This is a genomic window from Methylomonas aurea, assembly GCF_024505045.1.
In the GTDB taxonomy this organism is placed as follows: Bacteria; Pseudomonadota; Gammaproteobacteria; order Methylococcales; family Methylomonadaceae; genus Methylomonas; species Methylomonas aurea.
In genome coordinates this window covers 139,404-152,617 of record NZ_JANIBM010000006.1, presented here as the reverse complement: position 1 = coordinate 152,617, position 13,214 = coordinate 139,404, and the positions used below count along the sequence as shown (strand labels likewise).

Here is a 13,214-nt window from a genome sequence, read left to right as displayed (position 1 = left end):
CATGTATCAATCCTATTCTATTGCCGACACCTTCGGCATTCAGGCCCCGGCGTCTATGAAAGTGGAAGGTTTCAAACCAGGACAAAACGCCTATGTACCGGCGCAAAAGCCCTATGTGTTTCGTAAGGACCACTTGCGCGATGTGTTGGCGTTTTTAGGCGCACACAATGGCGACGGCTTATACCTGACCGGCCCCACCGGTTCCGGTAAAACCTCGTTATTGGAGCAAGTTGCGGCACGTCTCCATTGGGGTGTGCATTCGGTCACCGGTCACGGTCGATTGGAACTCAATGATCTGCTGGGCCAGTACATGCTGGTCGACGGCGGCGCGATGAAGTGGATCGATGGCCCGTTGACCTTGGCGGTTCGCTTAGGCCATGTGCTGTTGATCAACGAAATCGATGCCATTGATCCGGCCGAGTTAATCGGCTTGAATGAAATTGTTGAAGGGAAACCTCTAACAATTCCGCAGACTGGCGACGTGATTGTCCCGCATCCGAAGTTTCGTTTGGTCGCCACCGGCAATAGTGCAGGGTCCGGTGATCAATCGGGATTGTATCAAGGGGTGTTACGGCAAAACCTTGCGTTTTTAGACAGGTTCCGTTTGATGGAAGTCGGTTACCCCGAACCGGAAGACGAAATGAAACTGTTGGCTGATGTGGTGCCGAGCATGCCGGAAACGGTACGGGAAAGCATGATCAAAGTCGCCAATCAGATTCGTAAAGTCTTCATCGGCGGCGCGGATGGCGGCGGCATGTTGTCGGTGACCTTATCGACCCGTGGTTTGATGCGCTGGGCAACATTGGTGGCGACCTTCAAAAGTGCGCCTAATGCCTTGGCGTATTCCTTGGACAGGGCTTTGACCTTTCGAGCTGAGCCCGCCGAACGCGAAGCGATTCATCGCATTGCCAAAGATGTGTTTGGCGATGACTGGACGGTTTAAGCATGGCCGCCTGGAATTTATATCGTCATCGTAATACTGACGGCAGCTCCAAGGACTGGGCAGTCAGGAGTAATTCGGATGGTTCGATTACGACGCGTTGGGGGAAAACGGCAGATACTTTGCCGGGCGTTAGCAACCGATACGGCGTTAAGCAGCATGACATCGAAAAGCAAAAACAGGCCAAAGGCTATGTGTTGGTCGGCGAGGTGGATATTGATGTGAACGGCAATGTGGTGTTTCCGGGTAAGACTTCGGCTACACCATCACAATGGCCTGAATCTGATGAAAATCCCGTGTCTGTGCCGGCACAGCCAGTCGAGTCCTTGTATTGGACCATTAATTGCCATGCAAAGCGAGCTGTCCGAGTGGACTTGGGTATCGAGGTCAGGCGACTGATCGGGGTTATTCATTCCGTATCGGATCAGCATTCTAAGCCTGAAAAAGATTGGGATGGCTGGCAACTATGGATTGATGCCACTCTCAATGCCGAACCCTTTGAACTCAGTGGTCAGATCAAATCAGTGCATGGTGTTTTGCCCTGGCTGTTTTTACTGGCGCTGAAAGCAAAAAGCTTTAAAGGCGTGGCGATTGATATTGCCACCGAAACCGCTCGAGACCTCTCAGTCGATCTGAAAGTTGAACAGGATGTGCTGGCTTTTTTCGGCACTGATCTTGACAGCATTCGGGACACCGCTGAAGTTTTAGGCCTGCTCAAACCTCGATTAAATCTGGCAGCGGCCATGTCCGACACGGACGACTGTTGGTTTTAAACGTATTGTAATTTTCATTTAACCCGACAGGGGCGCATCGGCCCCAGCGGGGATGGGTGTGCCTCTACTTTTTAGGAGGTTCCCATGTCTCATGAAACGCAAATTATCTTGGATCGCGTGGTCTTGGTGAAAGTCGAAGCCAATATCTACGGCGCCCGCAAGAAACTGAAAAAAGAGGACCTAGTTTTGGCCGATGGTAGCAAATTGCCTCCGGAGGATTTAGCCAGCCTGGGTTCCAAACGTTTGCTCGATCCCGATAAGCTGACGGTGTTCAACCGCCTAAAGAAGGAAGCCGAACGCATTTGTTTGCGCGTCGGCACCCGCTTTCTGGGTGGCTTTGCCGTACCGGTTGAATCGGCCGCAGGTATTACCGCAGAACTCGAGCGCATTGCGCTGGATTTTGCAGCGGCTAAAACCGAATTTATTGCCGGTTACGATGCGGCGGTGACGGATTGGGTGGTTCGCCATCCGGAGTTTGCCGGCATCATCGAACAAGCTGTGGATTCTGTGGAGTTTGTCTCGACGCGGTTGTCGTTTGATTTTCTGGTGGTGAGTGTCGGTTTACCCGAAAGCTTGCCGCCGGCGGATGTTGTGCGTCTGGAGAGCAAAATCGGTTCACTCAGTGAGCAGATGTTCTATGAAATCTCCGTGGAAGCCAATCAACTGATCGAGCAGTCGTTGCTTGGCAAGGAGCAAGTGACGCGGAATGCGTTACGGCCGATTCGCCGTATGCGGGACAAACTCGATGGGCTGGGATTTCTGGATCATCGAGTCGCGCCGGTCGTCAGCACCATTGACGATCTACTGGTGAGAATTCCCAACAAAGGCGCCATTGAAGGCGGCATTTTGCAGGAGATTTTGGCCACGGCGATGCTGTTGTCCGATCCGGATAAAACCCGGCGGCACGGTGAAGGCTTGTTGGTTAATCAAACACCCGTTGTTGAAGAGACAGACGTTGATGAAACCTTCGAATACGCGGATTTAGAGCTATCAACGGTACCAACAGAAACAACAGTCTCAACCGAAGCAAAACCCGTCATCGCTGAATGCGTTTCAGACAATTCCGATTTTACCGATCTGTTTGACGGCATCTTTGACGATGAACTCGAACCGACATCGGATGACTGGGCGCTGGAGGTTTTGCTGGACAAAAGCCAGACCAATCTGGAAACCGGTAACGATGCCGATCGAGACAATGATTTGGAAAACGCAGCGGAACCGGAACCGGTGACGGCGGGAGACGATGAGGAAGCGGACGATTCTGACCAGGACTACTGGTTCTGATCTGACGCTATTTAATAATTCACCCAATGGGGCAAAGCCATGTCCCTCTGGGGTCGTGGTTTGTCCCCATCTTTTGGAGCACACCATGAAAAATAGAACCTTACACAACGCATTCCCCATCGTCGCGGCCGCCATCGGCAACCGCTTTGGCATAAAAGTCAGCGTCGGTGGCGATCAAGCTTATACCGATGGCCAATCGATTCAGCTGCCGGCCTATGAAGGTGACGATCCGGATTATCAAGATTATGCCTGGGGGCTGTTAGCCCACGAAGCGGCGCATATTCGCTATTCGGATTTTACGTTACGTTATGGCAACTCGGTATTACGCCGGCGGCTATGCAATGCGATTGAAGATGTCCGCATCGAGCATGAACTGGCCAAGGACTTTCCGGGTACGCGGCTGACAATACGCACGGTGATTGAAAAGATGATTGCCAAAGGCGAATTTGTGGCCGCCAGTGAAAGCGATCATCCGGCCAACATTTTGTATGGATTCGTGTTGAAAAGCTTGCGTGCACGGGTACTGGGTCAAACGGCCCTATTACCGTTGGTCGAACAAACCGAAATCGCATTGAAGGCAACGTTTCCCGTTGGTGCAGTGACAAGGCTGAAGGGCTTGCTGTCGGAAGTCCCGGAGGGCCTGCAATCCGAACGTGATTGTCTGAATTTGACTGACCGCATCCTGACCATGATTGAGCAGGAGTTCGCGCAACAACGGCAACGCAATCAGGCACAGCCATCGGACGATGAGGAAAACACGCCTGAGCCGGATGATACGGATCAGGATGCTGAATCAACCGATTCGGATGATTCGAGCGGCTTGGATTCCCAGGATGAAATGAATCCCGATGAACAGTTACCCAACGACACTGATGACGAATCGTCGTCAGAACCAGCCGGTAACGATGATTCGGCTCCCAAAAATCCTGACGATGAACCGGCAACGCCATCCGACAATTCGACATCCATCCCGCAAGGTGAATATGAAGAAACTGCGGAGATTGCCGATCCGATGGGCGTCTTGCAAACCTTGTTGTCCGCTGGTGACAGTGACATTGAGCAGGATTTATTCGAGTCATTGAAATCGGCATTGTCGTTGGCGGCGGAAAATGGTTCGGAATTGCTGATGCCCAGTGGCCACGAGCCACCCATGGACGAGCGGGCCGGTGCGTTTTTACTTCGTAAGGTGCATAGCGAATCGGGAAAAATCCGCGCCGCGTTGCAAGGCCTGGTGCAATCGCAAACCTTAAACCGGTCGCAACCTGCGTGTCGTGGACGGCGGCTGGATGGCAAGCGTTTACACCGCTTACCACTGGGCGAAACTAAGCTGTTTCAGCGTAAAGAGACCAAAGCGGCACCCAATACGGCGATCCATCTGTTACTCGATAAATCCGAAAGCATGGGTTATCAGGTCACCGATAGTCAAGGCCAACCCATCGGATCGCGAATGCCGATTGCATTGGAAGCCACTTTGGCATTGGCCTTGGCATTCGAAGGCATCCCGGGAGTCAATCCTGGCGTCACCGCGTTTCCAGGCCATCAAGATGACTCGGTGTTTCGCTTGCTAGATCATGGCCAACGCATCAATGCCCGAACCGGTGCCTTTTCGGTAGCCGCCACCGGCAGTACGCCAATGACGGAAGCGATTTGGTTTGGTGCGGCGTCACTGCTGCGATGCCGGGAACCGCGCAAAGTGTTGATGGTGATGACCGATGGTCAGCCTAACGATACCTTGAGCACGCTGGAATTGTTACAGCGTTGCCGCGATAGTGGTATTGAAACGGTCGGCATCGGTTTGGGACTGGATGTCAGTCATCTGTTCCCAAGTGCCATCACTATTAACGATCTTTCAGAGCTGAGAGCGCAATTGTTCGAACTCTCGAAAGCGGTGTTGTTGGCGGCGTAAGTATCGGCCAGTCAATTATCCGTAGCCCAATCCTTGGCTTACTGCCTTGGATTGTGGCTATGGGTAGCTGATTGCAACCGCCGTTTGTCGAATGCACTCTCTTACTGGAGCCCATTCGACAAACAGACATTTCATGCGTTCTTTCCAGAATGCTGAATCCGACTTTGGTCGGCGTTCCGTCTTTAGGCGGCGAGCACGTTAAACCGTGATCGTGTCGGGTGCGTTAAGCCCGATGTAAATCGCAGTGGTACTACCCACTGCAAATCAAAACCCGCTTCGGGCGACCATCGCCCGGCCGGGTGCTGTTCATTCGAAGTGTTTTCTTAAATTTTTAAAGGAGAACTTCAATGAACTTTATTTTTGGTGTCATCTTACTGGCTATGTTTATCCTCGCCTTGCGAGTGATTTGGGCAACGGTGTTGCAACTACTGAGCGTATTGAAACACGCGACTCAAACGTTTCACCGATATCGTGCGCAGCGTTTTGCAAGTAAACGGCTACCGGTCATCATGCCGCGTAGCCGCGAGGACATGGATTGGTTGGCGATATCGGATTCGGTGCGTCAGGAAATTCATAGTCGCAATCGTGAAACAAATCGCGAGCTGGATCGCTTGGAACTTCAATATCAAGCCAAACAGAAAACAATCAAACTCTACGAGGCGGATATTGAAATCGCCAAACTGGAACGGGAATTATTGAAAATCAAACCAGTGATTGTTGCGGACGAAGCCGAAGTTAAACCCCGGCGACGTTCAAAAAAAGCGACCATATCAGCTATGGTGGACGACAAATCCGCTAAAACTGCCCAACAGGTTTTTCAATTGCGGGAAGCGCTGAAAGGTAATGCCAACGGGTTACCGGTTAATCAGCAAGCCCGCCATTGAATACCCGTAACGTGGTTCCGGTTGCCGTATTGATACGGCGAACCGGGATCTCGTGTTGACTGGATTCATCGGCAAATACCCAGCTGCCTTCGGGCAATAACGACAACAAATCGTTCTGGGTTTCCCGGCGAATTTGTCGAATCTTGCTTAGAAACGGCCAGGCTTGTTCAGGATTATCAACCCGCTTGAGCACGTCGGCTTCCAAAACATCCAATTTTTGGAAAATTTGTTGGCAATGTCGAACGACTTTTAGTGGTTCGTCACCGGAATCGCCATCGGTTTTTGACTTGGATACTGCTCCTTGGTCTGCTTAGGACTGAGAAAATCAAAAATACGCAAAACTTCTTCAAACATGGCTATTTCTCTGCTTTTTAATGGGTTTTAGCCACAATATACCGATTTTTGCGCGAATTCAACCCCGCTGTGCGAGCCGATTTTTGGCTTTAATCAGCGATTTTCACCTGCAGGAACACCATCCTGCCGGGTGGTCGTACCTGCAATTTTTGGAGGACATGACCATGAAAACAATCAACCAACCCAGCGTTGGCACAACCCCTGCCGAAAACAGTGCGGTTCGCTATCTGAATCAGTACCGCTGCCCTTACTGCCAAACCGAATGGGAGGATGTATGGGATTGCGGCTGTAACGATCGCTGCCCGAACTGCAACAAGGAGATCGAGCCTTATGAAAGCGCATTGATCGAGGGTGAGTCGGCAGAAACCGATTTGCCAGTCGAAGAACCCGCCTCAGCCAATGACACGGCGGAGGGTGTGGATCAGCTATTCATGGTCTCCTACGAAATCGACTATGTGCACCGGGTTTCGGTGGGTATCACTGCTGAGAGTCCCGAAGCGGCACAGCAGCTCGCCGAGCAGGCATTCAATGACGCCACGATTTGGGATGACACCGCTGCCATGCCGTTATTGTCCGATGAATATCATGAAGCGGAGGGTGAAAGCTTGGTATGGAAAAGCGTTGCCGTTGCACGGTTGCCGGAACCGGATCATTCGGTACGGCAATTGAAGAAAGAGCAAGCAGCCATGCGGGTTTGTCGGGGATTGGTTGAAGCCTATCAACAAGGCGAAGCCAATGGCGGCAGCATTGATTGGGACGATTTGGATCAGGTAATGCTCCTGGCAGTGCAAGCCTTGGGAAAACCTGTACTGGAAATCCAATCCTAAAAAATGCGCGCGGTGTTTAAGCGCAATTTGTAAAAAGCCTGAGTTAGCCAAACCATTCGATTCGGCGCTCATTTTTATCCACCCACACGGGAATGTCCTATTCCCGCTGGGGAATCGTGATGTTCCCATTTTTCATTGAGGACAACATCATGAATCATATCTTTGAACACACGTTCGGCACGGGGCATTGCATCCAGTATCAGCGCTTGCCATCCGGCACCTGTTACCACGCAGACACTCCAGAACCGGTAGTTGAGTTGTTGGAACAGCTTCGCCATAGCCGACGCAAAATCCGGCTGTATTACGGCGATCCCACCACGGGTCAATCCTGGCTCGATGAACACGATGTCATCGGCTGGATCGGCCGCTCAACCGGCACGATCAAAGTGCCGCTGTTGATCGAACCGGGTGACATCGGTGGTCCGGCCTTGCTGGATCAATGCATCGTCCGTATCGATAGTCCCCGCCAGGTACTTTACCAACACGATGAATTTCGGGTTGGCACGGTAGAACTGGTGAGAGGTGAGCTTAACCGCTTGCCCTGGGAAATCTGGATCGACGGCAGCGTGCATGCCCGGTTCAAAGTTAAAACCGAAGCCCGGCAGTATCAGGACTTCATTCAAGGTAAGCGGTTTGCGTTGATCTGACGCGCCGTTTTCATTTTTGATACTCGGTTAAGCCGAGTTTTTCACACTACCCCTGCGGGATGATTCTATCCCGCCAGGGATAAATCGGTCGTCAGGGGCTTATTTGGAGAATACCATGACAGACCCTTATCAATACTACCCCACGCCAGAAGCACTGAGTCATAAAGCTTGGGCGATGTTCAAGAACCAGCAATTCGCTCGAGTATTAGAGCCTTCAGCAGGCGAAGGACATTTGCTACGTCCAGGGCCATACCAGTACGGTAAACGTTTGCCGATTGATTGCATTGAAATCGATATCCGCAAACACGCGGTTCTGCGCGATGAAGGTTATGCGGTGGTGGGGATGGATTTTCTGCAGTTTCAAAGCGGCAGTGTCTATTCTCACATCATCATGAATCCGCCGTTTGCCGACGGCGCCAAACACGTGTTGAAGGCTTGGGAGATTTTATTTGACGGTGAAATCGTCGCCATTCTCAATGCTGAAACCGTGCGCAATCCGTTTTCGAAAGAACGCCAGCTGTTAGTCCGGTTGATCGAGCAGCACGGCGAGGTCGAGTTTTTATCGGAAATGTTCGCCGGCGAGGATGCCGAGCGCAAAACGCCGGTCGACGTGGCCCTGGTCTGGTTGAAAAAAACTTCAACCTTCGAACAAGACATCCTCGGCAGTATTCTGGACGATTTGCGCCAGGATCGCCGGGAAGCCGACGATGTGGCGGGCGCGTTTCAACTGCCTCATGAGTTGGCCTTGCCGAATGCCTTCATTGATAACGCGGTGTTGATGTTCAATGCTGCGGTCGAAGCAGCGCGACAGGCTGTGGTCAGTGAAGCCCGTGCCAGCCGTTATCGGACCATGCTGGGTAAAACCTTAGGCGAACTGAACGGTGGCGGTATCAGCAGTGAAGACGACTCGTCATCGGATGCGGTGAAGCGGACGCTGTTCAAACGCTATCACGATCTGAAGAATCGGGCCTGGGCCAGCATTTTACGCTCGACACAGGTCACATCGCGCTTGTCATCGGCGGCACAGAAACGCTTGGAATCGGATTTCGAAACGGTGAAATCCTTGGAATTTACCGTGCCGAATATCTACGGCTTTCTGCAAGGCATCATCGAGCAGCAAGGTGAAATTCAACTGAGCATGGTGTGTGATGTGTTTGATCTGATCACCCGCTATTACAGTGACAATGCGGTGTTTTACATGGGCTGGAAAAGCAATGACAAACACCGCACGCTGGGCATGCGGATCAAGACCACGCGTTTCGTTCTGCCAGGGCACAAAGTGGAGTCCTATCACAATAGTCTGAACTGGGAGTCGGAACGACTTCTAGCCGACTTCGACAAGGTATTTGCCTTGCTCGATGGTAAGACCGAAGCGGACATGAGTTTGGTGTCGGTGTTCCGGCAGCATTTTCAAGAGCTTCGGGCTGGACAACGGATTGGTGGCAGTTATTTTGACGTTCGCTATTATCCGGGCGTCGGCACCATTCACTTTTTTCCGAAGAGCAAAACTTTGATCGATCGGATGAACCGTTGGGTTGGACGTCAGCGCCGCTGGTTACCGCCTGTAGATACTCAAGCCGGACAAGGTTTCTGGCAACAGTTCGACCAGGCGGAAAACTTCGATAAGGCGTTTCATACCGAAGTGAATAAACAATGTCCACGCAGTAGCCGACATGTCCATTTCGATCCCTTTTGGGCGATCAAGCACGGCGGCGAGTCGGAACGGGAAAAAGGCCATCGTCTGTTAACCCAGGCGATGAGCACGGTACTTGCCAGCCGAGGCATCGATCCCGATGCGGTATTGGAAAACGAACAATCCAGCTTGCTGGAATGGACGGGCTCATTACCCTCTCCTACAGACCTGGCTCTGGCATCGTAATCCGGTGTTATACAGGTCTTTAACATAACCACTGGCCTGGCCAGTAATGCCCGCCTCGGGGAGATGATCCGTTCTCCCCGTCAGGGTTGGACTGTGTCGTTTCCTCGGGGCTTTTTTATTCGAGGAACTCACATGAACACCACACAATTATCGGTAAACCCCGAAAAATTGATCAATAACTTACGCTTCAGCTTTACCCAGTCCACCACGGTACTGGGCGAACTGATGCAAAATGCCCGCCGCGCCGGCGCCACCTTCGTCAGCTTCGAGTATTCGCAAGACACTCGAACCTTGACGGTGTGTGACGATGGCTGCGGCATCGCCTGTTTGAAAACGTTGCTGACGGTGGCCGAGTCTGGCTGGGATGCTGACGTCATCGAACGGGAACATCCGTTTGGTCTCGGCTTTTTGTCGGCCATTTTTGCCTGCGATGCCATCAGCGTCGACAGTAAAGGCGGTCGCTTTTCGGTGGATACGGCCGCGCTTTTGGCATTCCAACCGATTGCGATCGAACCTGCTGACTGGAAAGGCATCACGCGTTTGACGCTGACCCAGTTCAAGCCCGAAGCGGATCGGATTGCATCCCAGTTGTATCGCTTGGCACGGGGATTTCCGATTGAGGTGCGCTTTAATGGTGTCAGCCTGGATCGGCCGCGAGCGGTTAACTCAACATTACCGTTCATCGAGACCGAACTGGGTGATATGTATTTGTATGGTTTGTCCCAGGGCGAAGACTGGTTACGACAGTCGGAGTATTTTCATCTGTATCTGCAAGGCTTGCCGGTCTATCACAGTCATCACGAACGAGACCCCGGTCATGTCATCCACTTGGATTCAAGCCGGTTTTTCGCTCGGTTGCCCGACCGGGATAAATTGATCGATGAAGCACAGGTGATTGCTGAGGTTAAGCACGTTCTGCAACGGGAAGCCAGGCAACGAATGGAAATGATCAAACGCGAATTGTCTGCTGAGGAGTTTGTCCTTGGCTACGACACCTTGAAAACTTACCGCTGCCTGGATTTACTGAATAACGTGCCGTTATTGCCGAAACAGGTATTGGCCATCATTCAGGATTATCCGATCAAGGAAGGTTGCAGCAGCGTCAATTTGGCAGTGGTTTCGCAACCGGTCAGTCGAAACGATGTGGAAAACGGCCTTGTCAAAGTTGCCGAACTGGATGATCTCGATGAGGTCGGTGCGCTACGCTGGATGTTTGCTTGGCACCGCGATTATCGGGTATTTCGGCCGGGGTTGGATGCCAAGCATTGGCTGTTTTCGTACCTGGTCGATTTGAACGGACCGGCCATCACCTTGGACATCGTCAACGAAACGCACCGCGCGTTTTTTGCAGGGCAATGGGTGAATGGTCAGGCGGTCTTTTGTGAACAATACCGGTTAACCCTGAATGGCGAGTCCGTCGACATCGATCACGATGCCGTGTATGACGAGGATCAGGACGGCTTCATCGTACCCACTCGGGAGTCATCCGGGTTGGTGGTTTGCCAGGCATCGTCCTACTACGACGAATGGGATACGTTCATGGAATCCGCCAAGGAAGCCGATGAATGGGATTTTCATAACTTCGTGGTGGCCAATACGGCCGACAAACCGGCGGATGCATTGCAACGACTGCTGCCGACATTTGGCAGTTGTCCGGCGCTGTTTTCCAGGACCTTTCAAATCGTGCTCGGCAATGATGGCGATGTCGTCACCGTTGCGGAAATGTAGTCTAAACCCAATCGGGCCGATGGCTGCGGCTGTGTTAGCGCGTGGCTTTTGGCGGGTTTTCTGGCGAACGACCACTTAACAAGCACGCATTCCAAAACACCTGACGCAGACATAGCGTCAGCTTAAGCCTCTTTAGCGAAATGTGTTTTGCCGACGGGCAACGTCGGTAGACATCGCTGACGAGGCTTTGCATATTTTTGACAACCCTTCCGGAGAAAGTCCACCCCGGAAGGGGACGGCTTTCTCCAATTATTAAGATTACGGGAGAAAGCCCATGTTATTCATTCGAGGAACCAATAATCGTTACCGTATGGCCGATGAACAAGATGTCATCTTAGAGGCCATTCAGATCTACAACCGCATGTTCAGCCGAGGCGAAGCCTTGACCAGTCCGGACAAGGCGAAAGACTGTATCAAATTGAAATTGGCGCCATACGAGCACGAAGTATTTGTGTGCCTGTTCTTGGACAATCAACATCGGGTTATCGCTTGCGATGAGTTATTCCGCGGTACGATTGATGGCGCAAGCGTGTATCCACGCGAAGTGGTCAAGGCCTCCATGCACTACAATGCCGCGGCTCTGATCATGGCGCATAACCACCCGTCGGGGATCAGCGATCCCAGTCAGGCCGATCGCGTGATTACAGCAAAACTTAAAGAAGCCTTGGCCTTGATTGACGTTCGAGTCCTTGATCACTTCATCGTCGGCGAAAACGTGTATTCCTATGCGGAGCATGGCTTGCTGTGAAAAGGTATTGGCGCCGAGACTATTCCTCGGTGCCCAGGCAAGCTTATGCATCAGCGAAGTTGATCAACGGACTAGCCGATTTGTAATGATGGGCAGCGTCGATACAACTTCGTAAAATGATATAAAACCCACGTCTCCTCAGAATCAGAAGCTAAGCATTGCTTTGGTTTCTGGGGGGACTAGTTCGAGTGGCGGTCGGTTGGCGACCTCTACTCAGAGGGCTACTTTACTTATTGTGTTGCAATTTGCTACACAAATTAATATGCTGAGCTTGAATAAAGTGGAGGATGAACATGAAGCAAATGCAAACTAGAGAAGCGACTCCCGTTTCCATTAATATCCGCGCTAAGGTCAGGCAGCGGGATATCATTGATCAAGCTGCTGAACGTCTCGGCCGTAGTCGATCAGACTTTATGTTGGAAGCCGCCTGTCGCGCGGCAGAAGATGTGCTTCTAGATCAGGCATTTTTCGCAGTCGATGAAGGCGCATTTGCACAATTTCAAGCGTTGCTCGATCAACCCTTGCCACCGACTGATAAGCTTCGCCGGTTACTTAAGACAAAAGCGCCTTGGGAAAAATGACTGCTCTAGAAATGTCGCCCCCAGGACCGATCACGACAGATCATCGGTTGGTGGATTTCGATTGCGGTGATACGTCGCTGAATGATTGGCTCAAAAAACGTGCACTCAAAAACCATAGGGCAGGGGCTTCGCGTTGTTTTGTACTGAGTGTTGGCATGGATGTTGTTGCTTACTACTGCCTGTCTGCCGGTGCAATAAGCCATGAGGCTTCACCCAAAACCATGCGACGCAACATGCCTAATCCTTTGCCGGTCTTGCTGCTCGGTCGACTGGCTGTCGACAAGCGTTATCATAACCAAGGGATTGGCAAATCGCTGTTGCGCGATGCAATGCTAAGGGCAGTCAATGTCTCTGGTGATGCGGGAGTATTTGCTATATTGGTTCATGCTCTGTCCGAACAAGCCAAACAATTTTATCTTTCACAGGGATTTGTGGAGTCACCTTTGCAAGCTATGACTTTGATGATGACGTTAGAGACGGTTCGGGAAATTTTGGCTGAACCTGACTGAGAATTCATTTATAGCCAGCACAGCAGCCTATACTGCCGGCTCCTTATGTGCTGTTTATCAAAGGTCCTTGATCAATCATCAAAGGAAACACCACATGAAAAATCTACCCGACCGATCAAAACTTCTGATTTGGATAATTTTGGTGCTCGTCAAT

Annotated in this window: 13 protein-coding genes; 12 read left to right on the top strand and 1 reads right to left on the bottom strand. The window is 51.6% G+C overall.

Annotated elements, in window-relative coordinates; all coding sequences use genetic code 11:
- The first annotated feature begins 1 nt into the window (after nt 1).
- From NP603_RS07755 to NP603_RS07735, 5 genes are all read left to right on the top strand, one after another.
- Nucleotides 2-943: an AAA family ATPase gene (locus NP603_RS07755; protein ID WP_033155968.1), complete on the top strand. Its 942-nt coding sequence runs from the start codon at nt 2-4 to the stop codon at nt 941-943.
- A gap of 2 nt (nt 944-945) precedes the next feature.
- A complete protein-coding gene (locus NP603_RS07750) occupies nt 946-1,713 on the top strand; it encodes a hypothetical protein (RefSeq protein ID WP_033155969.1) in 768 nt (255 codons plus the stop codon).
- Nucleotides 1,714-1,797: 84 nt separating this feature from the next.
- A complete protein-coding gene (locus tag NP603_RS07745) occupies nt 1,798-2,997 on the top strand; it encodes a DUF3150 domain-containing protein (RefSeq protein WP_033155970.1) in 1,200 nt (399 codons plus the stop codon).
- Nucleotides 2,957-4,903, top strand: coding sequence for a VWA domain-containing protein (locus NP603_RS07740; RefSeq protein ID WP_256610335.1), 1,947 nt, complete (start codon nt 2,957-2,959; stop codon nt 4,901-4,903). The genes NP603_RS07745 and NP603_RS07740 overlap by 41 nt, the downstream gene beginning before the upstream one ends.
- 347 nt (nt 4,904-5,250) lie before the next feature.
- Nucleotides 5,251-5,787, top strand: coding sequence for a hypothetical protein (locus NP603_RS07735; protein WP_033155972.1), 537 nt, complete (start codon nt 5,251-5,253; stop codon nt 5,785-5,787).
- On the opposite strand, the gene NP603_RS07730 is transcribed toward NP603_RS07735, so the two are convergent.
- Nucleotides 5,765-5,992: a hypothetical protein gene (locus tag NP603_RS07730; protein ID WP_256610334.1), complete on the bottom strand. Its 228-nt coding sequence runs from the start codon at nt 5,990-5,992 to the stop codon at nt 5,765-5,767. The genes NP603_RS07735 and NP603_RS07730 overlap by 23 nt on opposite strands.
- Before the next feature lie 313 nt (nt 5,993-6,305).
- Between NP603_RS07730 and NP603_RS07725 the strand changes: the two genes are divergently transcribed.
- The 7 genes from NP603_RS07725 to NP603_RS07695 all read left to right on the top strand — a co-directional run bounded on the left by NP603_RS07725 (nt 6,306) and on the right by NP603_RS07695 (nt 13,060).
- Nucleotides 6,306-6,968 (top strand): hypothetical protein, encoded by a 663-nt coding sequence (locus NP603_RS07725; RefSeq protein WP_033156147.1) that lies wholly within the window; start codon nt 6,306-6,308, stop codon nt 6,966-6,968.
- Between the two features lie 149 nt (nt 6,969-7,117).
- On the top strand, nt 7,118-7,615 hold the full coding sequence (locus NP603_RS07720) for a hypothetical protein (RefSeq protein WP_033156148.1): 498 nt from the start codon (nt 7,118-7,120) through the stop codon (nt 7,613-7,615).
- 115 nt (nt 7,616-7,730) lie between these two features.
- Nucleotides 7,731-9,494 (top strand): DUF4942 domain-containing protein, encoded by a 1,764-nt coding sequence (locus tag NP603_RS07715; protein WP_033155974.1) that lies wholly within the window; start codon nt 7,731-7,733, stop codon nt 9,492-9,494.
- A gap of 132 nt (nt 9,495-9,626) precedes the next feature.
- Nucleotides 9,627-11,222 carry an ATP-binding protein gene (locus NP603_RS07710; RefSeq protein WP_033155975.1) on the top strand — a complete coding sequence of 532 codons (1,596 nt, stop codon included), beginning with the start codon at nt 9,627-9,629 and terminating at the stop codon, nt 11,220-11,222.
- A gap of 274 nt (nt 11,223-11,496) precedes the next feature.
- Nucleotides 11,497-11,970 carry a RadC family protein gene (gene radC / locus NP603_RS07705; protein WP_033155976.1) on the top strand — a complete coding sequence of 158 codons (474 nt, stop codon included), beginning with the start codon at nt 11,497-11,499 and terminating at the stop codon, nt 11,968-11,970.
- Between the two features lie 293 nt (nt 11,971-12,263).
- Complete coding sequence (locus NP603_RS07700) at nt 12,264-12,551, top strand: type II toxin-antitoxin system TacA family antitoxin (RefSeq protein WP_129871338.1); 288 nt, start codon at nt 12,264-12,266, stop codon at nt 12,549-12,551.
- Nucleotides 12,548-13,060, top strand: a complete 513-nt coding sequence (locus NP603_RS07695) for a GNAT family N-acetyltransferase (protein ID WP_033155977.1) — start codon at nt 12,548-12,550, stop codon at nt 13,058-13,060. Before NP603_RS07700 ends, NP603_RS07695 begins: the two co-directional genes overlap by 4 nt.
- The last annotated feature ends 154 nt before the right edge of the window (nt 13,061-13,214 follow it).